Genomic DNA, 22,798 nt, shown 5'->3' on the forward strand with positions numbered 1-22,798 from the left:
AGAGCATTTGTCTCGTCGTTGAGCTAACTAGGAAAAATGATGGCTCTTGGCACGGGAAACATTGATCCAGGAGATTTCGAATCTCCTTTTAACAGAGCGGCAGGTGTCCTTCTGCTGCAAGCTACCCAGACTGGCAGGATAAAGCCGTAGAGGGGGCGAGGAGCAGGTCTTCCAAGGCTCTTGAGGTTCTTCTGGCTCATTGCGGTAGGACCTGAGAAAACCGTGAGCCAGAGCATGACGTCAGATATGATACTTGATGGTACGCAGTCATCCTTGTCGCGAAAAAGAGGGCGACAGGCGCTTAGATCAAATCGGCTTCAGCGCGGACGTAAGAGGCGTGCAGCGGGTGAGGAGGAGGGGCATACAGGCGCCTTCGAAGCGTCGTCATGGACGACGCTACCATGGCCCGTTCTCATGTTCCTCACAGCAGTGGTCGTGCCATGGATTATCACGCTCGGCGATATACGTCTGTCCGCCTATCGCATCGTGCTGATCGCCACTCTTGTTCCTTCTCTAGTCAAGTGGGTGTCAGGCAAGGCCGGCCCGATCAGGGCTACCGATCTCGCGCTCCTGATGTATTCGGTCTGGTCTGTGATGAGCCTCTTCACCGTCCATGGTTGGCGGGCGGGACTTCAGCCCAGCGCAATTCTGTTCATTGAAACGACATCCGCGTATTTTCTCGCCCGCAGCTATATCCGCAGTTTCGACGATTTTTACAACATGACACGATTTCTGTTTTGGATCGTTGTTTTCATCTTGCCATTTGCAATCGTCGAGGCATTCAGCGGGCAAAATGTCCTTCTGAAGCTTTTCAGCTTAGTGCTGCCCTCAACCCCTTATATGCCTGCCGAACCACGCTGGGGATTGCGTCGTGTACAAGCCTTCGCTGAGCATCCCATTCTGTTTGGCGTCTGCGTAGGCAGCATCTTTTCTCTCGTCCATCTCGTTCTAGGCTACGACAGATCTGTGATCCAACGCCTTATGATGTCGGGCACTGTTGCGGCAACGGCATTCTTATCGTTATCCGCAGGGCCAATCGGCGCGGTAGCGGTGCAGGGCCTACTGATTACGTGGGATCGGATGTTTAGTCGCTACAGGTGGCGCTGGAGGATTATTCTGAGCATCGTGCTCGTCGTTAACCTGGCTATTGCAGCGATCCCCAATCAATCCCTGATTATGTTCTATATCAAGCACTTAACATTTGACGAGTTTACAGCTTACTTCCGGGTTCTCATCTGGCAATACGCATCGCAATCAGCTCTGAATCATCCCTTCTTCGGAGTTGGTCTGGGCGAGTGGGCGCGACCTTACTGGATGCCCGAGAGTATCGATATGTTCTGGCTAATTCACGCAGTGCGCTATGGCATTCCCGCAGCCCTTCTCATGCTGCTCGCCTTCACATTGGCATTCTACTCCGTGTCCTCTAAGAAAAACCTAAATGACCGGCTCGCCAGTTGCCGCGCCGCCTATCTGCTCTGCATGGCGGGCTTCTTTATTGCCGGATGGGCCGTTCACTACTGGAATGCTAGCTACGTCTGGTTCCTTTTCCTGCTGGGCAGCGGCCTTTGGCTGTTAGACGTAGAAGAGCCTTCCTCTGCGATGGACGGAGATCCGCGAAGCTGCCCCCGGCGAGGCTCACGCACAATGCTCCGGAGTTGAACCGCTGTGTTAGCCGGTCTCAAGCAGACGTTCGTAGTCCTTGGCGAGCCGCCGACTGGTGGTGAGCCAGACGATCAGTCGTTCAACAATCCATCTTCGCGCGAGCACCTGAAAGCCACTTGATCTCGTCGGCGGCTCCGCGTCGACCCGCATCCAGACGCCGCCGATCCACCAGTGTCGCGGGATGGACAGCTTCCGGCCGAGGGCTCGGCGCAGCCAATCCTCGGGCCACGATAAGCGGTATCGGCCCACATTCGCTCGATCGCCGGAAAGAGATGCTACAGGCCTGACAATACAAGCTCGACCCCCTGCACGGTCGTGGATGTCAGCCGGATAGACTTTGGTCTTCAGCAGCGTGCCTTGCGTATCTCCGAGCAGATGGCGCTTGCAACACTTGATCGTCGTGCTGCCCTTATAGCCGCGCGGTCCGTCCATCAAGCGCTTGGTATGCCAGTGCTCGCGCGCCTGCCGCACGTCGGAGTGTTCTTGTCCGCTGGCCCGCAGCGTTTTTTCTAGAGCATCGGCGGTTCTGAATGAATCGGAGGCTATGCGGCGTGACGGCTTTGTGATTCCCTTATCTCGGCCCTCTTTAGAGGAGATGAGCGATGACCAAGTCCTACTCGCTGGATCTGCGGCAACGGGTGGTGCGCTTTGTTGAGGCGGGGCATTCCTGCCATGAGGCCGCCCGCCATTTTGAGGTGTCGGTCGCGTTTGTGGTGCGGCTCATGGCGGCGTATCGGGCCACCGGCAGCCTGGCGCCCAAACCAGAGGGCGGCTGGCGCTACTCCAAGCTCGACCCGCATCGCGACTTCCTGATCCGTCGCGTGGCCGAGAGGAACGACATTACCATGCCCCAGCTCGCGGCCGAACTGCTGGCCTTGGGCACCAAGATCACGCCGGCTTCCATCGCGCGCTGGTTCATCCGCCACGGCTATAGCGTCAAAAAAAACTTTGCGGGCCAGCGATCCTTCGACAAGCTCAGGATGAGGAAGGACGCTCCGACGTGCGCCAAGCCCGCGAGCATTGGCACACGAAACGCCAGCCGCGCATGCGCCAGGAGCCGCACCGGCTCGTGTTTCTCGATGAGACCGGCACCTCCACCAAGATGACGCGCTTGCGTGGCCGCTGTCTGAAAGGGCAGCGCCTGTATGCAAGGGCGCCATTCGGCCACTGGCTGACCCAGACCTTTGTGGCTGGGCTCCGTTGCTATGGTCTGACGGCGCCTTGGGTGATCGATGGGCCGATGACCCGTCAGATCTTTGAGACTTATGTGGAGACCCAGCTTGCTCCGACGCTGTCCAAGGGCGACGTGGTGATCCTCGACAACCTGCCGGCGCACAAGAGTGAGAAAGCCGCGCAGTGTCTGAAGCAATGCGGCGCCTGGTTCCTGTTCCTGCCCCGTACAGTCCGGATTTTAACCCAATTGAGCAACTCTTCGCTAAGATCAAGGCGCACCTGCGCAAAGCCGAAGCCCGCACCTTTGACGCGCTCTGGCGAGCCATTGGGACTATCTGCGATCTGGTCGAGGCTGAGGAATGCCGCAACTATTTCACTGCCGCAGGTTATGGATTCGTCTGAACAGCCGATGCTCTAGGACAGCGAAGTTAACTGACAGGCCTGCTGTTCGAGAGCCGCCAGGTAGGCGGCAGGATCGTGGCGAAAGCGGGTGCGCAGCGTCCGCGCGCGGCGGCCTCTTTCCAGACTCTGGCGCAAGCTCCTCCAGTGCTCCCGGTTCGCGGCGCCGAGATCCCGTGCCGTGGGCGCGTGCACGCGGGTCGCGGTGGCGGCGAGCAGCCGGACCGAGCCGCGCAGAACCGCACCGGGGGCTGCCGTCTTGCGGCCGGTCGCACGCCGCTCGTGATAGCGCTGGGAGCCGAACAGCTGTTCAAGATCGTTGTTGGTGCGCGGTAGGTCCGGCACCGCATAGGTGTGGAACAACCCAGGGCGATAGCTGCGCGCGACCTTCTGGACATGATCGATCGCACCGGCCAGCGTCCCGGCCGCGCTTCGATAGCGCTGCATCGCACCCAGCACCCCGTTCACCCGCCGCCGCACCATCGCGGCGCTCTCCTCGTGCGGGTTGCCAAGCCAACAGCCTCTTACTCCAGTTTCGTGAGTAGGAGAGCAACATCGGTGCTGGTCGGAGGACGCTCTCTTGTACTGAACATCGGGCACCTACCAGCAGGCACCGGCGCAAATGGCCCGGCTGCATGGCTCAGGCTGCTTCACAGTAGATAGTAAGTGCCGTGTATACCCTTTTCGAGGTACTATACCAGCGAGTAGCACGACATGCTACCGCGGAATAGATAAAGAAATTTATTTAACGGTTCTTTGCCTTTGGCCGTTTCTGCTCCAAGTTCTGAACGTGGATAACAAATTTGATTCGGGCGTCTCTTGCTGCGTAAAGTTTTGGCTTTACCGTAAATAAAGCGGTTAACTCTTTTCGCGTTCCTGAAATCCATTTGGAGAGCGCAAGTGCACAACGAACAAGGCTCACGCTCTATATCGTACCCTAATGATTGGCCGAAGGGCACCTATATCGGGTATCTTAGTTCGAGCCGTAGCAGGAGGTTGCATCCACATAGGGTCGATGTCACGACCGAAGACCTGATTCCAGGGCAACACCATGTAAATCCGAAGTTAAACTTGGCGTTAAAACGTTGTCTTGACGTTTCAGCGGCGTTCGTCTTGCTTGTTTTGCTTTCTCCGATCCTGCTTCTGATTGCGGCTGCCATCAAAATCACTTCAACAGGACCAGTTTTGTTCCGGCAGCATCGCTATGGCCTGAACAAGCACAGGTTCGAAATCGTGAAGTTCCGCACGATGTATCTGAGCTCATGCGATCAGTCTGGTGTACGGCAGCCTTCCCAAGGGGATGGCAGGATAACACCTGTTGGGCGCATCTTGCGCAAGTCTAGTCTCGATGAGTTGCCCCAGCTGTTGAATGTATTGCGAGGAGATATGTCACTCGTTGGGCCACGCCCCCATGTTCCTGGGATGCTCGCAGGGGGCGTGCTGTACGAGGAGCTCGTGCCGGGCTACTTCGAGCGCCTTCGGGTGCTACCTGGAATCACAGGGCTCGCCCAGGTCAATGGGTTACGTGGCGGCACAGATAACCCGGCTGCTGCTGAAGCACGTATCGCTGCAGACCTCGAATATATAGATCACTGGTCGCTGCTGCTAGATCTTAAGATTCTCATCAAAACAGTCCAATGTGAGTTCCTATCGGGCAGTGGCTGCTAATTGCACCGTTCAATAACGGCATTACTTACTCTCAGCGGTGTTGTGATAGCTAAGATCAACTACTAATCCAACCCGCCCTCAAGTCTGCTATGCGAATAGCTTTCCATAAAGCTCCCGATCATTTTCCGACTGGCATATTATGATAGAAGGTTCAACGATGCTTGAGCAATTGAAGCATCGGCGATTTATCCGTAATCGGCGCAATGTCTTTCGTCAACAGCGATGTACTTGCTGGAAAGAAAGCTTGGGGTTGCCCGGCACGAATTGGAGGAGGTGTAAGGCTGTAAGCCGCCTGCATTTAATGGGTAGCAACAACGATGTCAGCCACGGTACCGCAGCACCGGTATTTCACGCAAAAAATGAGCTTTCATTAGAAATGCCGGTGGCCTCGTGGTGAGACAAACCAATAGTCCGACGAAGGGGTAAGCCGAATGAACACTTTAACCGACGCACGAGCGAGTTAGCTTGAGATCGAATGAATATTGGGTGGGAAGAATGCCCGTCAATAATGTTACAACGAGCGATGGTGTTGTCATCTCTCATCCGGATCTTGTAAATCTCTATGGATGCAGCATAGGCTCCGGTACAAGAATAGGCCCCTTTGTTGAAATCCAGAAGAACAGCAAAATCGGGGCGCGCTGCAAAATCTCCTCTCATTCCTTCATTTGTGAAGGTGTCACCATCGAAGATGAAGTTATGATTGCGCATGGAGTCATGTTCACGAACGACATTTACCCGCGGGCCGTAAATAGTGCCGGAGAAATGCAGTCCGATCATGATTGGGAACTCATACCAACTCTCGTGAGACAGGGAGCCTCCATAGGATCGAATGTGACAATCCGCTGCGGCGTGACAATTGGGCGACACTCAATCGTCGGATGCGGCGCCGTAGTTACGCGTGACGTGCCCGATTACGCCGTCGTAGCCGGTGTACCCGCTCGCGTCATCGCCGATGTACGCGGTTCAACCGACCCGAAGCCCGAAAAGTTGACAAGGATTTAGAGATGATTGGGATCGGCGTTATCGGATATGGATATTGGGGCCCGAACCTCGCGCGCTGTGCGACAGAAGCGGAAGGATGCTACCTCGCATCAATTGCAGATTTTTCACCGGCGGCTAGAAAGCGCGCGCTGTCACGCTACCCTTCTGTGGCCATCGAAGAGAGTTGGGCCGCGCTGATCGTAGATCGAAGAGTTGATGCGGTCATCGTCGCGACACCGACCCACTCTCATTTCGACATTGCCCTTGCGGCGTTGCAGGCCGGCAAGCATGTGCTCATCGAGAAACCGATGACCTCCTCATCGCATGAAGCACGTATCCTGATCGAAGAAGCAGACAGGCGTGGCCTCGTTCTAATGGTCGATCACACATTCGTCTATACGGGTGCCGTGCGGAAGATAAGGGAACTGATCACGAGCGGCCAAGTCGGCGATGTCTACTACTACGACTCGACACGCATCAATCTCGGCCTCTTCCAATCCGATGTGAACGTGATCTGGGACCTAGCTGTCCATGATCTCGCGATCCTCGATTACACGCTCGATGCGCGACCTGTTGCGGTCTCGGCCACAGGAGCTGGACACATTCACGGCAGCCCCGAGAACATGGCGCATATTACGCTCTACCTCGAGGGCGGAGCGACGGCACATCTCAACGTCAACTGGCTCGCCCCTGTAAAGATTCGCAGGACGCTTATAGGTGGTAGCCGTCGAATGATCGTTTACGACGATGTAGAGCCCAGCGAGAAGGTGAAGGTGTACGACCGTGGTGTGTATCACGGCTCAGAGGTAGAGGTCACCGGAAAGCCAGAAGAGATCCATAGTATGCTACTTAACTACCGCATGGGCGACATTTGGACGCCCCAGTTGCCTGTCAAGGAGGCGCTACTCACCGAGATAGAGTATTTCCTGCAATGCATCGAGAACAAAGAGATCAAGCCCATAACGGATGGCATGTCCGGGTTGCGAGTTGTTTCGATGCTTGAGGGTGCAACGCAGTCCCTACGGCGTCGTGGTCATCCCGTGGAAAATCTAGCTCTGAAGGAAGCATCATGATCCCTTTTCTTGATATTAAGGCTCAATACCAAACAGTGCAGGGTCCACTCGAACGCGCTGTCCTCGACGTTTTGAGAAGCGGCGATTATGTGCTTGGCGATCCAGTCAGGACGTTTGAACGGGACTTCGCTGCGTATTGCGGCGCTGGCGAGGCCGTTGCGCTCAATACCGGAACTTCAGCACTTCATCTGGCGCTCTTAGCGGCTGGGGTTGGCCCGGGCGACGAGGTAATTACAGTACCGCTGACATTCGTCGCCACTGCCGCTGCCATTGTTTTTACTGGAGCAACTCCGGTCTTTGTAGATGTCGATCCGAAGACATTCACAATGGATCCAGAGGCCTTTGAGGCCGCGATCACACCACAGACCCGTGCAGTGCTGCCGGTCCATCTGCACGGACGCTTGGCAGACATGGAAGCGATCTGCGCTATTGCCAATCGCCATGGCATCATGATTATCGAGGACGCGGCTCAGGCGCATGGTGCGGAGCGGGATGGCCGGAGGGCGGGCACCTTCGGGACTATGGGATGTTTCAGCTTCTATCCAGGCAAGAACCTAGGGGCGTGCGGGGAGGGCGGCGCCGTTGTCACGAGCGACTCGGAGATTGCCGCGTTACTTCGCTGCCTCCGTGACTGGGGGCAGCAGGGCAAATACAACCACATCCTGCGCGGCTTCAACTACCGTATGGACACGCTGCAGGCTGCGGTTCTGGGAGTTAAGCTTCAATTCTTGCCGGCGTGGACGGAGGCTAGGCAAAGGATTGCAGCGTCGTACGAGAGCTTGTTGGTGGAAACCGGCGTGGAAAGACCCGGTCTGTGCGGGCGGGATCACGTTTATCATGTCTACTCGGTCTGCGTCGAAGGGCGCGACAAAATCCGCGAGATCCTCAATGCTTCCGGCGTCGCGACGGGCATCCATTACCCGAGGCCGGTTCATATGCAGCCTGCCTACGCATCGATATCAACGACCCCTGGCGGGTTTCCCGTATCCGAGCGCTTAGCCGAGCGATTCCTCTCGCTCCCGATCTATCCTGAGATGACGCAGCAGCAAGTGATTGATGTTGCTGATGCACTCTCTCGTGCTACCGAAGGCCGCATCGTCGAGGCAGCCTGATCTTTAGGATGCTTAGACTGATGGCGTTACGCCTGTGTCCGTTTTCGCCCGGTGCCTTTTGGAGACACTAATGGAATCCTCGGTAAACATCCTGACCGGCAAAAGAGTCCTAGTGACGGGCGGTGCAGGTTTTGTTGGGTCGCACATTGTCGATTTACTAGTTCAGTCAGGCTGCAGCGAGGTTGTTGTGGTCGACAACATGGTCCGGGGCAGAGCCGAGAATCTGTTAGAGGCCATAGCCAGAGGGTCGGTGCACATCGTAGAAGGGGACATTCGAGACAGAGCCCTGATGAAGTCGCTCGTGGAAGGGACCGATACTGTGTTCCACCAAGCCGCGCTGCGCATCACTCATTGCGCAGCTGAGCCACGGGCCGCGATGGAAGTGATGGTAGACGCCACATTCGACCTTCTGGAGCTGTGCGTCAGCGAAAAGGTGCGTAAGATTGTCATGGCATCGTCTGCATCCGTTTATGGGATGGCTGATGAGTTTCCAACCACTGAACGTCAACATCCTTTCGCTAACAGAACTCTGTATGGCGCAGCCAAGGCATTCGGTGAGGGCTTACTTCGTTCTTTCAACGATATGTATGGCCTGGACTATGTAGCGCTCCGATACTTCAACGTCTTCGGACCTCGAATGGATATCCATGGGCGCTATACTGAGGTTATGATTCGGTGGATGGAGCGGCTGAACGGTGGGCTCCCGCCCATTATTTTCGGAGACGGCCTGCAGACCATGGATCTGATCCATGTGAAAGATGTGGCTCGCGCGAACGTCTTGGCTGCGACCTCCGACGCAACGGATATTGCTCTCAACGTCGGCACAGGAAGCGAAACGTCCCTTCTGGACCTCTCTCGCCTCTTGGCAAAGGCAATGAAGCACGAAGGGCTTGAACCTATTCATGAACCTGAACGCGCCGTCAACCCAGTTCCACGCCGCTTATGTGACCCGAGTGCTGCGCGGCAGATCATTGGCTTTGCGCCTAAGTTCGCCCTCGAGGATGGCATGTTTGAGCTGGTGGAGTGGTGGCGTTCAGAAGCCATGAACGGCCTCGAGAAAGGTGTCGCCTGATGATCCCGATCGCTTCTCCACTCATAGGGAAGGAGGAGGCTGATGCGGCCGCGTCTGTCGTGCTCTCGGGATGGCTGACGCAAGGCCCTCAAATCTTGGCCTTCGAGTCGGAGTTTGCGGCTTCTGTCGAAGCCGACCACGCTTGCGCTGTGGCCAATTGCACGGTAGCTCTTCACTTGGCACTCATGGCAATAGGTGTCGGTCCCGGCGCTGAAGTCATCATGGCCAGCCACACGTTTATTGCCTCGGCAAATGCGGTTCGCCAATGTGGAGGTATTCCGGTCTTCATCGATATCGATCCAGTGACCTTCACAATGGATCCAGACAAGATTGCGCCAGCTATAACTTCGAGAACAAAAGCTATTATGTGCATCCACCAGATGGGGATGCCGTGTGACATGGAGCGTATCCTGCCGATTGCGCGGGCGTATGGTCTTAAGGTGATAGAGGATGCTGCCTGTGCCATTGGCTCGGAGATCCAAATCGGTGGAGTGTGGCAGCGGATTGGATATCCGCATGGTGATGTGGCCTGTTTCTCACTCCACCCTCGCAAACTCTTAACCGTCGGCGATGGAGGAGTGCTGACGACGTCAGACCCGGAGTTCGACCGGATCTTCCGACTCGGGCGACAGCATGGGATGAGCGTTCCGGATACGGTCCGCCACAACAGTTCAATCGTTGTTATCGAGGAGTATCCTATTGCTGGCTTCAACTACCGCCTGACGGATGTGCAAGGGGCTATTGGACGGGTGCAACTCAAAAGACTTGATGCCATCGTTGCCCGGAGACGCGAACTTGCAACTGTTTACAAGCGTATGCTCGCCGAGGTTCCAGGTGTTACCCCGCCAGCCGAGCCGACCTGGGCCCGTACGAACTGGCAGAGCTACTGTGTCCGTCTTCCGGACGGTGCCAATCAAGTCGCACTGATGCAGCAAATGCTCGACCAGGGTATCGCAACACGGCGAGGCATTATGTGTGTTCACCTCGAACGAGCTTATGCAGATCTAGAGCTACGCTTTCCACTGCCCGAGTCCGAAAGAGCTAGGGACCGCTGCATTCTCCTGCCTCTCTTCCATTCCATGACGGATGATGAACAGCGGCACGTCGTTTCAGCACTGAAAGACGCCTTGTCGAATTGCCTGGAGCAGAGCGGATCTATTTAGCTCGAGCGCCGTCGGGAGCAACGAAGTCAGCCTGTGGCAGGTCCCAATTGAGAAATGTGCCAGGTTCAAAGCAACAAGTTTGAGTCAGGCTTTGTTACAACCTAACAATCGTCACGAAGGTGGTGTAACATCGGGCAGTGTCGATCATCGTGAGGAGGTGCGCAATGGATGGAAACGTCGGACGGCCGGATCACATAAAGGAGCGCCGTGTGGCGGCCGCGAGAATCAATTTCAGGAATGGGCTAGATTAATCCGCTTGCAGTACCTCTCCATCATAATCGACGAACGTCGCCGGGGAGGCAAGACTGAAAAGAATATGAAGCTTGATTGAGAGCGAACATGGGACCGGAAAAAGTCATGGGACCGGAAAAAGTGCGGCGAAAGATTCTGGCAATTTCCTCCGGGGGAGGGCATTGGGTTCAGCTGTGCCGTCTCAGGGCAGCCTTTTGCGACTGCGACGTCGTTTATGCAAGCGTTGACCCGATCTATGCTGAGGATGTTCCAGGCCAACGGTTGTACATTGTTTGTAACGCGACACGGCGTGACAAATTTGCGCTGCCTGTTCTCGTTGCTCAGCTCTTCCTCATCCTTCTTAGGGAGCGCCCGGAAGTGGTCGTTACTACAGGAGCCGCGCCAGCCCTGATTGCGCTCGCCCTCGCAAAGTTAGTCTTCCGCTCAAGGACGATATGGATCGATAGCATTGCCAACTGCGAGCACTTGTCCACATCGGGTGCTTTGGCGCGCAAGTTCTCAGACGCTTGGCTGACACAATGGCCGCAGCTTGCGCGAACCGACGGGCCGGAATACTGGGGGGCAGTGCTTTGATCTTTGTCACCGTCGGCTCATTATTTCCTTTTGACCGCCTAACCCGAACCATGGACAATTGGGCTTACCTGCATCCAAATGAGAAAGTTATTGCTCAAGTGGGAGGCAGCGAGTATGAGCCAAAGCACATGGAGTGGGTTTCAAAGATCTCCCCTGGCGAGTTCCGAGCGAGAGTCAAGGACGCCTCAGTTATTGTGGCGCATGCCGGGATGGGAACAATAATCACAGCAGTCGAAAACGGTCGCCCCATTGTTTTACTCCCACGCCGAGCCGCCCTCGCGGAGCATACGACCGATCACCAGCTGCATACGGCGAATTGGCTGAAGGACAGGCCAGGTATTTTCGTCTGCAGGGCAGAGAATGATCTCGATTCGATGATTGCGAAGGCCACTACCGCTGCTGCAAGTGAAAAGTGGAGTATCTCGAACGCGGCACCCCTGGAAATGACGGAGCGCATTCGGCAGTTTATAGCCAGCGCTCCTCAAAGATCGGGGTGGCGGGGATTTCTATTGCGAAGCTAGATGTCTATCTAGGACATTCGGCTTAAGTCCCATTTTCAACGTAGTGAAGAAAGGTGCTGCGTTCGAGACGATGATAGCGTCGGGATTATTCGAACTGCTCGAAGCACCAAGAAAGTGCTCGCAGCATGAAGCACTTTAGTCGCGTTACCGTTCCAATTAAGAAGCTTGATTTACTTCGACAAGTTGGAGTGCCTTTCAGGGCCACGAGGGCACTGGCAACGACCTGACCCGACCGGGGACAGACGACCACCGGCAGGCTTACTCGCTTCCGAGAAGTGGCGATCAAATTTGGATTTGTACCCCATTGCGCCGCTGCTCCTAATGCGTAACCCTTGATGCGGGATGCAATTACATCAAAATACAGCAGACTTCGAGTGCTGCACTCGCAGTTATAGTTTCTCGTTGCTACAACATCGGGAGAGGTTGACTATGCAGGCGTTTATTAGTCGTGACCCGCTGGTCAGCGTAATTATCCCTCATCTGAACGAGCCGGACGACCTGCGCCGGTGCCTCAGAGCGCTGGACGCGCAGAAAGCAGACGGCTTCAACTTCGAGATCATTGTGGTCGACAACGGCTCTCGAGAACTGCCTGAGGAGATCTGCGCGGGCGTCAAACTTGAACGGGAACTCATCCCCGGTCCTGGTCCAGCCCGGAACCGCGGCGCTGAAGTAGCGCGCGCGGAGATTCTAGCCTTTATCGATGCTGATTGCATTGCCGATGACGGATGGATTCGTGGCATCGTTGAATTCTTCGATGCTCACCGTGATGTACATTGTCTCGGTGGCGACATCCGGGTTGCACCTACTTCGTCTGGTCCTCCGACTGAGACAGAGGCCTACGAGAATATCTTCAGCTATCAGGTACAGCGTTATGTCAAGCGGGACCATTTTGCTGCAACCGGCAACATGGCCGTTCGAAGAAGAGCCTTCGAAGCCGTGGGTCCCTTCGGTGGAATAGCGATTCGAGAGGACAACGATTGGGGACTGCGGGCAACAGCACTGGGTTTTCGCATCGCCTACGTATCGCAGGTCCGCGTTTTCACTCCTCCGTGCAAGTCCTTCGCAGAACTCGCGCGCCGCTGGGATCGTCTAGTTGCCCATGAGTTCCAAGAGATTGGAGCTCATCCCAGTAGTCGTGCCAAATGGTTGGCACGTAGCTTCGCCATAGCAATCTCACCGCTCGCAGAAGTCCCCTCGATCATTCGCTCGGACCGGGTTACCGGTTTCCGGGAATGCTGGCTTGCATGGACCTGCCTCACCCGCATCCGTCTTTATCGCGCACAGCGAATGCTTGACTTGATAAGAAGGGGCGATCCCACACGAATAGCCGAAGGCTGGAATCGGGACTAAGTGGTGCATCCGGTAGGTTGCGGGGTGTAATGACGGCCTTGTCTGCCCTACTGGCGGAGGTGGCCCACGGTACCGATGTGCTTGCGGGATTTAACCGCTGAAGAACGCGCGACCGTCGAGCGCCTTGGCTCACTCCCACACGGCTCCAGCCCAATGTGTGCAACGTGCGCAAATCATCTGGCGGGCCAGTTTCGTCGAGAGCGCCTCTGCGATTGCAGCCCGGGCTGGGCTGGATGGCGAGACTGTGCGCAAGCGCATCCACCGCTTCAATCCAGAAGGACTGGACGCTCTCAAGGACAGACAGCGCTCGGGTCGCCCGCCGACGTATTCGGCCGAGCAAACCGCCGCCGTGATCGCCACCGCGTTGAGCAAGCCTCAGACGCTCGGGCTGCCGTTTGCCGCCTGGACGCTTGATCGGCTGGCCGCCTATCTGCACGAGCAGAAAGGCATCGCGATCCAGCGCAGTCGCATTGACGAGATCCTGCTCCACGAGGGCCTGCGCTGGCGCAAGCACGAGACCTGGTTCGGCGAGCGGGTCGATTGGGCGCCGTCGGACGGCCCGACTGATGCGCGAGAATGGGCTCAAGGCCCGGCAGAAGCGTCGCTTCAAGCGCACCACTGACAGCCACCACACCTTTCCGATCGCGCCCAACCTGCTCGAGCAGGACTTCTCGGCCGAGCGCCCGAACCAGAAATGGAACGCGGATATTTCGTCCGTGTGGACGGGTGAGGGCTGGCTCTCCCTGGCCGTGGTCCTCGATCTCTTCGCCCGGCGGGTGGTCGGCTGGGCGGTCAGTGACAGCCTCCACAAGGAGCTGGCGCTGGAGGCGCTGCGCAAGGCTGTGGCGATCCGGCGGCCATCAGCGGGCCTGATCCATCATGCCGATCGCGGCAGTCAATATTGCTCGACAGCTTATCAGGCCGAGTTGAGGAAACACGGCATCCAGATCTCCATGTCCGGGAAAGGCAATTGCTTCGACAATGCCGTGGTCGAGACCTTCTTCAAGACCTTGAAGTCCGAACTGGTCTGGCGCACCGTCTTCCAGACGAGGGCCGAGGCCAAGAAGGCGATTGGTCGTTACATCGACGGCTTCTACAATCCCGTCCGGCGTCATTCGACACTGGACTATGTCAGTCCGGTTCAGTTCGAAAGGCTGGCCGGATAGGTGCAAAACCGCTCTCCACTAAACCGAAGCAAATCCAGTTGCGGGGGTGCTCGCGCGACTGGACCGCCTGCTCCGCACGGCGGTGAGGCAACGACGTTGACCCAGCACCGAGACGAACATTTTGGCCCGTGAGCCGAATCCACCTCTACCTGCAAGGCGGTAGTGCAGAATGGGGCTGGAACTTCCAATCGATTCACGTAAACTGAAGGTTCGCTCCAGACAGGCTATCGGGCTTACGCCATGACACCCAATTTGAACCCTTGTCCCTCCATATCGGTTGTAGTCGTCACGTATAACAGCGCTGAGGTTCTACGGGGCCTACTCGACTCCTTGCCGACAGGTCTCGACGGTGTCTCTAAATTCGAGGTAGTGGTTGTGGATAATGCATCCAGCGATCAAAGCACCGATATTGCGCTTGCCCATCCAATAAGCCCGAAAGTCATCGATATGGGGCGCAATGCCGGCTACGCAGCCGGCATCAACGCTGCGGAGACAGTCATCCCTCAGGATCGCGCCGTGTTGATTCTGAATCCCGATATTCGCTTACGGCCCGGAGCGGCATGGATCCTGCTCGAACGCGCGGCTGATCCTAAGGTCGGCGTCGCTGTTCCGCAGATACTAAACGAAGATGGGACTGTTGCCCTGTCTCTGCGCCGTGAGCCTTCGATCGCGACGGCTTGGACAGACGCTCTGCTAGGGGGAAGATACTCAGCCCGCCTGGGGACCAGCGAAACGATTGGTGATCTGCGGGTCTATAGGCAGGATGGATTAATCGACTGGGCAACGGGGGCAGCCTTGCTCGTTACGCCACAGGCCCGCCGCATCGTCGGTAGGTGGGACGAGTCATTCTTTCTCTACAGTGAAGAAGTCGATTACCTCCAAAGAGTGCGGGAATGTGGTCTGACTGTCGCGTATTCTCACAAAGCTAAGGTTACGCACATCGGCGGAGACTACCAAAAAAACCCAAGGCTTTACGCACTGCTGGTAAGCAATCGAATTCGCTATTTTCGGCGCCACCATGGGACATTAGCAACCGCAGTGTTCCGATTAGCCATTCTGGTAGGAGCTGCAATGCGATACGTGCTAGGCCCCTCCTATCGAGCCGTTTTCCGCGCGGCCCTCGTTCCAGTTAAACCGCCACGTTAATGCCCATGGATGCTAGAGCAGTTCCGAACCCGATGCACTCAAGTGCTGCTCTAACTAATTAGGTCTCATTCGAGCGATGCACCGTTCCGGTCGAAGGCGACTGCACGAGATTGACACTTGGTTCTGCGCTCTGAGCAGGAGATTTTGTGTGACAAGCTTGATTGTGATCGATGTCATAATACCAGTCGACGCGAAGGCTGACTCATTCGGGGTTTCCAAACTAGCGCGGGTCTGACTCCATGGTGGTGACCAGGAGATCCGCCATGCGCCCAGGGATCGAGCTTCGCACGGACTATGATGCAGCCCAGCTTCGGGCTTTGGCCAGGGTCACCCGCAACGCAGGACAAAGCCGGCGGCTTCTGGCGCTGGCCGAGATCTATGAGGGCGGCTCACGGACCAAGGCGGCACGGGTTGGTGGTGTCGGGCTGCAGACGGTGCGGGACTGGGTGATGCGGTTCAACGCCCATGGGCCCGAAGCCCTGGTCGATGGCAACGCGCCAGGCAATGCCTGCAAGCTCCAGGCCTGCCACCGCGAGGCCTTGCTGGCCCTGGTGGAGCAGGGCCCTATTCCAGCCGCCCATGGCGTGGTGCGTTGGCGGCTGAAGGATCTGGTGCAGTGGGTCCGGGACGAGTTCCGGATCGGAGTGAGCGAGACGACGCTGGGCCGTGAGCTGCGGATGCTCGGCTATCGCAAGCTCGCGGCCCGCCCGCGCCATCATGCCAAGAGCGATGCCGCGGAGGCGGTTTTTAAAAAGAGTTTCCCGCGCGAGTGGCGGAAATCGCCTCCAACGAGGCCGATGGCAAGCCGCTCGAGATCTGGTTTGCCGATGAGGCGCGGATCGGCCAGAAGAACAAGATCACCCGGCGTTGGGCCCGGCGCGGCACGCGCCCGTCGGCGCCGCGGGATCTGCGAACCGCCTCGACGTACATCTTCGGCGCGATCTGTCCGGCTCAAGGAAAAGCAGCCGGCCTCGTGCTGCCGCGTTGCACCACCGAAGCCATGGCGCTGCATCTGACCGAGATCTCGCATGCAGTGGCTCCAGGAGCTCATGCGGTGCTGCTGCTCGATCAGGCTGGCTGGCACGTCTCGCGCAAGCTGAAGGTGCCGTCCAACATCACGCTTCTGCCGCTGCCGGCGAAAGCGCCTGAGCTGAACCCGGTCGAGAACATCTGGCAGTATCTGCGGGAGAACTGTAAGCGGTAAGCTGATCGCATCTGGCGCGGCATGATGCGATGGCTGATCTTTACTGACACAGAAGCAAGGAGCTTTCAGTGTCAGTTACTATGTCTGCGCCTATGCCTGAGGATAGAAGCTTCCATGTCCTGGAGGCTGTTCCCAGTCGCCTGGACGTTGGACCTGCGCAGGCGCGCCGGCGTTGGTCAACTCAGGCCAAGATGGCTCTGATCGAGGAGACCCTGAAGCCTGGGGCCAATGTGTCGGCCATCGCGCGCCAGGCTGGGATCTCGCCAGCACAACTGTTCGGCTGGCGCCGCAAGGCGATGCAGGCTGGTGTTGTCCAAGGCGAGTCCCATGAGCAGCGGCTCGGATTCGTTGAAGTCACGCCGACATCCTCCTCGATGATTGAGATTGTTGTCGCGGACGTGGTGGTTCGCGTTGGTGCGGATATTGATCAGAACCACCTGGTCAAAATCCTTCGAGCGGTGCGTCAGGCATGATCCCGGCCGGCGTGAAGGTGTTCCTGGCCAGCCACCCGGTGGACTTCCGCAAAGGACCGGACGGGCTTCTGGCGCTGGTGCGCGAGGCCGGATCTGATCCCTTCAGTGGGGCTCTTTACGTCTTCCGGGCCAAGCGGGCGGATCGCGTCAAAATCGTCTGGTGGGACGGCACGGGCGTAGTGCTTTACAGCAAGAGGTTGGAGAAGGCGCATTTCTGCTGGCCGCGGATCGGCCCTCATCGGGTTCAACTCAATCATGCTCAGCTCCTCGCCCTGGTCGACGGCATGGATTGGAAGCGGGTGCACGCCGTGACTGTCAGGGCCCCTCAGTCGATCGGATAGTTGTCCCTGCGGCATGATGATTCAGAGCTGGGGAAGCGCTTCGACTGGCTGGCCCGCCATGCTCTGATGGACGCAATGACGGCCCATGATTCCACCCTTCCCGATGATGTCGACGCGCTCAAGGCGATGGTGCGCACTATCACCGAGAAGACGGCGCTTCTGGAACAGCGCAATGCCCATCTCGAGCAGGTGAACCAAGGCGCCGAGGAGCGGATCGCGCGGCTGATGGCGATCGTCAAGATGCTCGAGCGGGCGCGCTATGGCACCCGGTCCGAGAGGCTCGGCAAGGATCGGCTGACGGACGACCAGTATGCCCTCGCGCTCGACGAGATCGAGACCGGCGTGGCCGCCCTGGAGGCCGAAAGGGAAAAAGCGGCGGGGCCCGCAACGACCAAGCGGCCGCCGCGCCCGCGCAAAGGCTTCGCGCCGCATCTTGAACGGGTCGAGGTGGTGATCGAGCCGGACGATCCTCCGGGCTGCGAAGGGCTGGAGCGGGTCCGGATCGGCGAGGATGTCTGCGAGCGGCTGGATGTAACGCCGGCGCAGTTCCGGGTCATCGTCACGCGCCGGCCCAAGTATGTCTACAAGGGCCGCGACGGCGTCATCCAAGCGGCAGCTCCGGCGCGGATCATCGCCAGCGGTATCCCCACCGAGGCGCTGCTGGCCCAGATCGCCGTAGCGAAATACGCCGATGGCCTGCCGCTGTACCGTCAGGAGGCGATCTACGCCCGCGACAAGGTTCTCATTGAGCGCTCGCAGATGGCGCAGTGGATGGGCAAGGTCGGGTTTGAGCTCGCGCCTCTGGCCGAGTATGCCCTGGCGCGGATCAAGCAGGGCGAGCGGATTTTTGCCGATGAGACAACCCTGCCGACCCTGGCGCCCGGGGCAGGCAAGGCCAAGACCGCATACTTGTGGGCCTATGTGCGCGATGATCGGCCGTTTGGCGGCAGCGATCCGCCGATCGTGGTCTATCGCTTCGAGGACAGCCGGGCCGGCGACTGCGTGGCCCGTCATCTCGAAGGCTATCGCGGCGTTCTGCAGGTGGATGGCTATACGGCCTATCATCGTCTCGCCCGGCCTGAGGGAGTCAATGAAGGCGTGCAGTTGGCCGCCTGCTGGTCTCACGTGCGAAGGAAATTTTACGAGCTGCACGTCTCGGATGCCTCCATCGTGGCCGGGCAGACGCTGGAGCAGATGGCGGCGCTCTGGGCTCTGGAGGACAGCGTCCGTGGCAAGGCTGCGATGACGCGCATGAAGGCTCGCCAGGCGGAATCGGCTGCTGTCGTGAGCACGCTGTTCAAGCTGTGGGAGAAAGACCTGCCAAAGCTGTCGCGCAAGTCGAAGCTGGCCGAGGCGATCCGCTATGCTCTGACGCGCCGTGCCTCTCTGGAGCGGTTCCTGTCGGACGGACGCGTCGAGTTGGACTCCAACACGGTCGAACGCGCGATCCGGCCTCAGACCATCGCCCGTTCATTCTGCCCATGTCGGCGAAGAGCGTGAGGTTCATTATCGTTGGCATCCCTACTTTGGCCGAAAGGTCAGCGTGCGGCGGGTCGAGGAGCGGGCGACTGGCCGGTTTCTCCAGGTGGAAGGCCCATCTGGCATTGTCGTCTCGATTCCGGGCTGGATGTTAGATCCCATCGCTTGCGCCAAGATGAGAATTGGCCCGCCACAGATTGATCTCGCAGCGTTGTCCGATCTGAAGAGACTGGTCATGCCGACCGCTGCTTCCCCAAACTCCCCGAGCGCAATCAGATTCGCATGGGAGGAAGTCGATGAAACAGAACAACGTGTCAGCTCCGATCGCGGGCAGGCAGATGAGCCTGATATTCGAACCCCGCAGATTGGACGGGATGCGCGACGCGGAGCGGGCGAAGACAGTACTGCTTCTTGCCCAAATCCTGATGCAGGCCGCCGGCCTCGTCGTCGAGGAGTTGGGCGATGACGAAGTCTGATCTGATCCCGACGGTGCTGCTGAGGCGCAAGGCCGTCGTCTATGTGCGCCAGTCGACGCAATCCCAGGTCATGACCAATCTGGAGAGCCAGCGGCGCCAATATGATCTCGTCGATCTTGCACGCCAGCACGGCTTCGCCGACATTGAGGTCATCGACGATGATCTGGGCCGATCGGCGAGCGGGACGGTGGCGCGCCCGGGCTTCGATCGCCTGGTTGCATGGTTGTGCGCGGGCAAGGTCGGCGCTGTGTTGTGCCTGGATGCATCGCGGCTCGCGCGCAATGGCCGTGACTGGCATCATCTGCTGGAGTTGTGCGGACTTGTCGAAGCCCGCGTCATCGACCATGACGGCGTGTACAACCCCTGCCAGCCCAACGATCGCCTGGTTTTGGGTATGAAAGGCAGCATCAGCGAGTTTGAGCTCGGCGTGCTCAGGACACGGATGCTCGAGGCCGCCAAGTCGAAAGCGCGTCGGGGCGAGCTGCGCTTGTCAGTACCGTTCGGTTACATCTGGCACCGCGAAGCAGGTCTGGGGCTCGACCCTGATCTGCGCTTGCAGGAGGTGATCCGGCTCATCTTCGCCCGCTTCCGCGAACTCGGCAGCGCGCGACAGGTGTTATTGTCGATGACGGCTGATCAGATCCACTTCCCACGGCCTTCGGATGAGGGCCGCATGACCAGCTTTACCTGGTTGCCGATCCGCTATCGCAACGTGATCGGCGTGCTCAAGAACCCCTTTTACGCGGGCGTGTACGTTTACGGGAAAAGCGAAAAGCGGACCTCTATTGTCGATGGGAGGGCCCGCCGGAGCTACGGCCACGGCAAGCCGGTCGGGACCTGGGAAGTGTTCATCAAGGATCATCACGAAGGGTACGTCAGCTGGGAGGAATACGAGCGAAACCAGAAGCAGTTGGCGCTCAACAACTATGGTCGCGCCGACGGGGTAAAATCCGGCCGTGGCGGCAAGGCACTGCTGTCAGGCGTTATGACGTGTGGACGGTGCGGGCGGCGACTGAGCGTGGCCTATACCGGTAATCCGCAAAGTCGACCTGTCTATCGCTGCGACAAGCCCAACCTGATGATGGGCTTGCCCCGGTGCATGACCTTCGGTGGCCCCAGGGTGGACGCGGCTGTTGCGCGTGAACTGTTGCGCGCGGTAGAACCCTTGGCGATTGAGGCCGCGTTCGAGGCGGAGCGAATGCACCGGGAACGACAAGATGATCAACGCCAGATCCTCGATCTGGAGCTTAAGCAGGCCCGCTACGAGGCCGGTCTTGCTGAGCGCCGCTATGCTGCCTGTGATCCCGACAATCGTTTGATCGCTGCGCAGTTGGAGAGAAACTGGGAAATTGCCTTACGCCGCGTGCAAGATCTGGAGGCGCGCCAGCCCGCCGGAACCCCATCGACCATTGAGGTTGATCAAGGCGCTTTCGCCAACATGGCGGAAAACCTGTCAGCGGCCTGGAACACTCCTGATGTGACGATGCGTGCCCGTCAGCAACTGCTCCGGACGTTGATCGCAGACATCATTGTCGATGTCGACGATACGGTTCGTGATGTCGTGCTCACGATCCATTGGCGGGGCGGCCAGCACTCAGAACTGCGTGTTCGCAAGCCGCGAACCGGCGAACACGGCTGCGCGACAGCGGAAGATGCGCTGGCAGTCATGCGCAGCATGGCCGGCCGCTGGTCTGACGAGCATATTGCCGCGTCGCTCAATCGGATGGGCTTGCCTACCGGCCAAGGTAAAACCTGGACGGCGCACCGCGTCTCTTCCGTTCGGCGCGTTCGCGGAATCCACGCCTATCGATCCGCGGAGAAAGACGGCGAATGGCTGACCATGACCGAGGCGGCAATGGCGTTAGGCGTTACAAACCACGCGATACGTCGCCTCATCAAAACGGGCGTGCTTCCGGCTGTTCAGGTTGTCCCCGGTGCACCGTATCAAATCCGAGCCGACGATCTGGCGTCAGAGCCGATCAAAGCTGCGATGGCCCGGAAGGGCCGCCCGTGTCGCGCTGCTGATGCGGGTACGCTTCCAATGTTTACAGACACTTGAATATGGAGTGCACAATGAAACCTGCTTCACAAAGATCCGGATGTCGCGCTCCAGTAGATTGTTGTCGATCGGCATCCTGCCGTCCTCCAGAAACAGCGTGAAGGCAGGCCAGCGATTGAGCGCATAGCGCATCGCCTTGGCGAGCTCGCCCTTGCCGGGAATGCGCCGGAGCTGAGCCTCGCACCAGGCCTTGAAGGCCTCGACGCGCGGTCGACTGTCCCTCTGACGCACCGCGACACGCTGCTTGGCCGAGGCTCCCGTGATCGTCCGCTCGATGTCGTAGAGCGCGCCGATCCAATCGAGTGCCTCCCGGGCGATCGGAGAGTTCGTCCCCTTCCAGACATCGTGGAAATCCCGGCGCAGATGCGCCCAGCAGGCCGCCTCGCGCACGCGGGCCGTTCCCGTGGCATCACGCTTGTAGAGTTCCTTGAAGCCGGAATAGCCATCCGCCTGCAGGATGCCGGTGAAGGTGGCAAGGTGGCGCTGCGGACGCTCGCCCTAGCGGTCGGGCGAGAACCAGTACGCGGCGCCGGGCGGACCGCGGCCGGCCCAGGGCCGATCGTCCCGGACATAGGCCCAGATCCGGCCTTCCTTGACTCCGCGCTCCTTGCCGCCCTTGCGCTGCGACGGGTCAAGCACCCGGATCGGGGTATCGTCGCCATGCAGGTGGTCGGAGTTCATGACATGGCGTTTGATCCGAGCGCTCAACGGCCTCAGCGTGGCGACGGCCTGGCCGCACCAGTCAATCAGGGTCGAGCGTGGAATGTCGGCGCCGTGGCGGGCGAGGATCTCGCCCTGCCGGTACAACGGCAAGTGATCATCGAACTTCGAGACCAGGATATGGGCAAGCAGGTTCGGCCCGGCCATGCCGCGGCGGGTCGGACGCGTCGGCGCGGGCGGCTGCACGATCGTCTCGCAACACCGGCACGACTTCTTCAGGCGCGCCGTCTCCACGAGCTTGAGCTTTGCTGCGACAAAATCGAGGAGAGTGGAGACGTCTTCTCCAAGCAGGCGCAGAGAGCCTCCGCAGGCGGGGCAGCATTCGCCGGGGTCGAGCACGATCCGCTCGCGCGGCGTCGCGTCGGAAACCCGCGGCTGACCCCGCCGTCGTGTTGTCGACGCAGGTGTGCCTTCGCTCGTCGGTTCCGTCTCAAGTACCGGATGGGCCACGGCGATCGCCAGTTCGAGATCTTCAAGCGCGAGTTGAAGCTGTTCGATCTCGCGCTCGATCTTCTCGGAGCTGCGTCCAAACTTCTGCTTTTGCAGCCGTGCGATGCGGATCTTCAACGTCTGTACGAGCGCTTCCAGGGCTTTCTCGGTCGCGGAAAGGCGCGTGATCTCCTCCCGTTGCGAGAGGATGATCGCCTTCAGCGCCAAGGGATCATCAGGGAGCGAATCGAGCGCGGCTACCATGCTCAAAATCTACCGCAAGCCGCCTGTCGAAGACAGTATTCT

At 58.6% G+C, this 22,798-nt stretch carries 18 protein-coding genes and 5 pseudogenes; 20 read left to right on the forward strand and 3 right to left on the reverse strand.

Features of this window, described 5'->3' with window-relative positions; genetic code table 11:
* The first annotated feature begins 414 nt into the window (after positions 1-414).
* Complete coding sequence (locus tag BB934_RS28215; protein WP_099513325.1) at positions 415-1,659, forward strand: O-antigen ligase family protein; 1,245 nt, start codon at positions 415-417, stop codon at positions 1,657-1,659.
* A 9-nt stretch (positions 1,660-1,668) separates the two neighbouring features.
* Here BB934_RS28215 and BB934_RS28220 read toward each other — a convergent pair whose 3' ends face one another.
* Positions 1,669-2,133 (reverse strand): transposase, encoded by a 465-nt coding sequence (locus tag BB934_RS28220; protein ID WP_237050453.1) that lies wholly within the window; start codon positions 2,131-2,133, stop codon positions 1,669-1,671.
* Between the two features lie 131 nt (positions 2,134-2,264).
* Between BB934_RS28220 and BB934_RS28225 the strand changes: the two are divergent.
* Positions 2,265-3,237: pseudogene (locus BB934_RS28225) on the forward strand (IS630 family transposase).
* Between the two features lie 12 nt (positions 3,238-3,249).
* On the opposite strand, the gene BB934_RS28230 reads toward BB934_RS28225, so the two are convergent.
* Entirely contained in the window at positions 3,250-3,717 is a 468-nt protein-coding gene (locus BB934_RS28230) for a hypothetical protein (protein WP_099513326.1), read from the reverse strand.
* 588 nt (positions 3,718-4,305) lie between these two features.
* On the opposite strand from BB934_RS28230, the gene BB934_RS28235 reads away from it, so the two are divergent.
* The 18 genes and pseudogenes from BB934_RS28235 to BB934_RS28325 all read left to right on the forward strand — a co-directional run bounded on the left by BB934_RS28235 (position 4,306) and on the right by BB934_RS28325 (position 21,343).
* Positions 4,306-4,902 (forward strand): sugar transferase, encoded by a 597-nt coding sequence (locus tag BB934_RS28235; RefSeq protein WP_173909537.1) that lies wholly within the window; start codon positions 4,306-4,308, stop codon positions 4,900-4,902.
* Between the two features lie 495 nt (positions 4,903-5,397).
* A complete protein-coding gene (locus BB934_RS28240; RefSeq protein ID WP_099513327.1) occupies positions 5,398-5,904 on the forward strand; it encodes an acyltransferase in 507 nt (168 codons plus the stop codon).
* Positions 5,905-5,906: 2 nt separating this feature from the next.
* Positions 5,907-6,956 carry a Gfo/Idh/MocA family protein gene (locus tag BB934_RS28245; RefSeq protein ID WP_099513328.1) on the forward strand — a complete coding sequence of 350 codons (1,050 nt, stop codon included), beginning with the start codon at positions 5,907-5,909 and terminating at the stop codon, positions 6,954-6,956.
* Entirely contained in the window at positions 6,953-8,068 is a 1,116-nt protein-coding gene (locus BB934_RS28250) for a DegT/DnrJ/EryC1/StrS family aminotransferase (protein WP_099513329.1), read from the forward strand. Before BB934_RS28245 ends, BB934_RS28250 begins: the two co-directional genes overlap by 4 nt.
* Before the next feature lie 70 nt (positions 8,069-8,138).
* Positions 8,139-9,140: an SDR family NAD(P)-dependent oxidoreductase gene (locus tag BB934_RS28255; RefSeq protein WP_099513330.1), complete on the forward strand. Its 1,002-nt coding sequence runs from the start codon at positions 8,139-8,141 to the stop codon at positions 9,138-9,140.
* Positions 9,140-10,303, forward strand: a complete 1,164-nt coding sequence (locus BB934_RS28260; protein ID WP_099513331.1) for a DegT/DnrJ/EryC1/StrS family aminotransferase — start codon at positions 9,140-9,142, stop codon at positions 10,301-10,303. The genes BB934_RS28255 and BB934_RS28260 overlap by 1 nt, the downstream gene beginning before the upstream one ends.
* 339 nt (positions 10,304-10,642) lie before the next feature.
* On the forward strand, positions 10,643-11,128 hold the full coding sequence (locus tag BB934_RS28265) for a glycosyltransferase family protein (RefSeq protein ID WP_237050454.1): 486 nt from the start codon (positions 10,643-10,645) through the stop codon (positions 11,126-11,128).
* Complete coding sequence (locus BB934_RS51040; RefSeq protein ID WP_099513332.1) at positions 11,074-11,649, forward strand: glycosyltransferase; 576 nt, start codon at positions 11,074-11,076, stop codon at positions 11,647-11,649. The genes BB934_RS28265 and BB934_RS51040 overlap by 55 nt, the downstream gene beginning before the upstream one ends.
* A 429-nt stretch (positions 11,650-12,078) precedes the next feature.
* The gene (locus BB934_RS28275; protein ID WP_099513333.1) at positions 12,079-12,999 is read left to right on the forward strand and encodes a glycosyltransferase family 2 protein; all 921 of its coding nucleotides are present in this window, start codon (positions 12,079-12,081) and stop codon (positions 12,997-12,999) included.
* 157 nt (positions 13,000-13,156) lie between these two features.
* Complete coding sequence (locus tag BB934_RS28280; protein ID WP_237050455.1) at positions 13,157-13,621, forward strand: helix-turn-helix domain-containing protein; 465 nt, start codon at positions 13,157-13,159, stop codon at positions 13,619-13,621.
* Positions 13,539-14,165 (forward strand): annotated as a pseudogene (locus BB934_RS28285) (IS3 family transposase); the annotation flags it as partial. The gene BB934_RS28280 and the pseudogene BB934_RS28285, both read left to right, overlap by 83 nt.
* Before the next feature lie 240 nt (positions 14,166-14,405).
* Positions 14,406-15,311 (forward strand): glycosyltransferase family 2 protein, encoded by a 906-nt coding sequence (locus BB934_RS28290; protein WP_099513334.1) that lies wholly within the window; start codon positions 14,406-14,408, stop codon positions 15,309-15,311.
* A gap of 239 nt (positions 15,312-15,550) precedes the next feature.
* Positions 15,551-16,503 (forward strand): annotated as a pseudogene (locus BB934_RS28295) (IS630 family transposase); the annotation flags it as partial.
* Positions 16,504-16,706: 203 nt separating this feature from the next.
* A complete protein-coding gene (locus tag BB934_RS28305; RefSeq protein WP_237050456.1) occupies positions 16,707-16,988 on the forward strand; it encodes a transposase in 282 nt (93 codons plus the stop codon).
* Positions 16,985-17,329, forward strand: coding sequence for an IS66 family insertion sequence element accessory protein TnpB (gene tnpB, locus BB934_RS28310; protein WP_099513338.1), 345 nt, complete (start codon positions 16,985-16,987; stop codon positions 17,327-17,329). The genes BB934_RS28305 and tnpB overlap by 4 nt, the downstream gene beginning before the upstream one ends.
* A gap of 75 nt (positions 17,330-17,404) precedes the next feature.
* Positions 17,405-18,799 (forward strand): annotated as a pseudogene (gene tnpC, locus BB934_RS28315) (IS66 family transposase); the annotation flags it as partial.
* 305 nt (positions 18,800-19,104) lie between these two features.
* The gene (locus BB934_RS28320; protein WP_099513339.1) at positions 19,105-19,284 is read left to right on the forward strand and encodes a hypothetical protein; all 180 of its coding nucleotides are present in this window, start codon (positions 19,105-19,107) and stop codon (positions 19,282-19,284) included.
* Positions 19,271-21,343 carry a recombinase family protein gene (locus BB934_RS28325; RefSeq protein WP_099513340.1) on the forward strand — a complete coding sequence of 691 codons (2,073 nt, stop codon included), beginning with the start codon at positions 19,271-19,273 and terminating at the stop codon, positions 21,341-21,343. The genes BB934_RS28320 and BB934_RS28325 overlap by 14 nt, the downstream gene beginning before the upstream one ends.
* 36 nt (positions 21,344-21,379) lie before the next feature.
* On the opposite strand, the pseudogene tnpC (BB934_RS28330) reads toward BB934_RS28325, so the two are convergent.
* Positions 21,380-22,756: pseudogene (tnpC, locus tag BB934_RS28330) on the reverse strand (IS66 family transposase); the annotation flags it as partial.
* Between the last annotated feature and the right edge of the window lie 42 nt (positions 22,757-22,798).

The sequence above is a fragment of the Microvirga ossetica genome (assembly GCF_002741015.1).
GTDB lineage: Bacteria > Pseudomonadota > Alphaproteobacteria > Rhizobiales > Beijerinckiaceae > Microvirga > Microvirga ossetica.

What these genes read in the sequence shown, in the direction of transcription:
- BB934_RS28215 (WP_099513325.1), top strand. Translation starts at nt 415, where the DNA reads ATGTTCCTCACAGCAGTGGTCGTGCCATGGATTATCACGCTCGGCGAT.
- BB934_RS28230 (WP_099513326.1), bottom strand. Translation starts at nt 3,717, where the DNA reads ATGGTGCGGCGGCGGGTGAACGGGGTGCTGGGTGCGATGCAGCGCTAT.
- BB934_RS28240 (WP_099513327.1), top strand. Translation starts at nt 5,398, where the DNA reads ATGCCCGTCAATAATGTTACAACGAGCGATGGTGTTGTCATCTCTCAT.
- BB934_RS28245 (WP_099513328.1), top strand. Translation starts at nt 5,907, where the DNA reads ATGATTGGGATCGGCGTTATCGGATATGGATATTGGGGCCCGAACCTC.
- BB934_RS28250 (WP_099513329.1), top strand. Translation starts at nt 6,953, where the DNA reads ATGATCCCTTTTCTTGATATTAAGGCTCAATACCAAACAGTGCAGGGT.
- BB934_RS28255 (WP_099513330.1), top strand. Translation starts at nt 8,139, where the DNA reads ATGGAATCCTCGGTAAACATCCTGACCGGCAAAAGAGTCCTAGTGACG.
- BB934_RS28260 (WP_099513331.1), top strand. Translation starts at nt 9,140, where the DNA reads ATGATCCCGATCGCTTCTCCACTCATAGGGAAGGAGGAGGCTGATGCG.
- BB934_RS28265 (WP_237050454.1), top strand. Translation starts at nt 10,643, where the DNA reads ATGGGACCGGAAAAAGTCATGGGACCGGAAAAAGTGCGGCGAAAGATT.
- BB934_RS51040 (WP_099513332.1), top strand. Translation starts at nt 11,074, where the DNA reads ATGGCCGCAGCTTGCGCGAACCGACGGGCCGGAATACTGGGGGGCAGT.
- BB934_RS28275 (WP_099513333.1), top strand. Translation starts at nt 12,079, where the DNA reads ATGCAGGCGTTTATTAGTCGTGACCCGCTGGTCAGCGTAATTATCCCT.
- BB934_RS28290 (WP_099513334.1), top strand. Translation starts at nt 14,406, where the DNA reads ATGACACCCAATTTGAACCCTTGTCCCTCCATATCGGTTGTAGTCGTC.
- BB934_RS28305 (WP_237050456.1), top strand. Translation starts at nt 16,707, where the DNA reads ATGGCTCTGATCGAGGAGACCCTGAAGCCTGGGGCCAATGTGTCGGCC.
- tnpB (WP_099513338.1), top strand. Translation starts at nt 16,985, where the DNA reads ATGATCCCGGCCGGCGTGAAGGTGTTCCTGGCCAGCCACCCGGTGGAC.
- BB934_RS28320 (WP_099513339.1), top strand. Translation starts at nt 19,105, where the DNA reads ATGAAACAGAACAACGTGTCAGCTCCGATCGCGGGCAGGCAGATGAGC.
- BB934_RS28325 (WP_099513340.1), top strand. Translation starts at nt 19,271, where the DNA reads ATGACGAAGTCTGATCTGATCCCGACGGTGCTGCTGAGGCGCAAGGCC.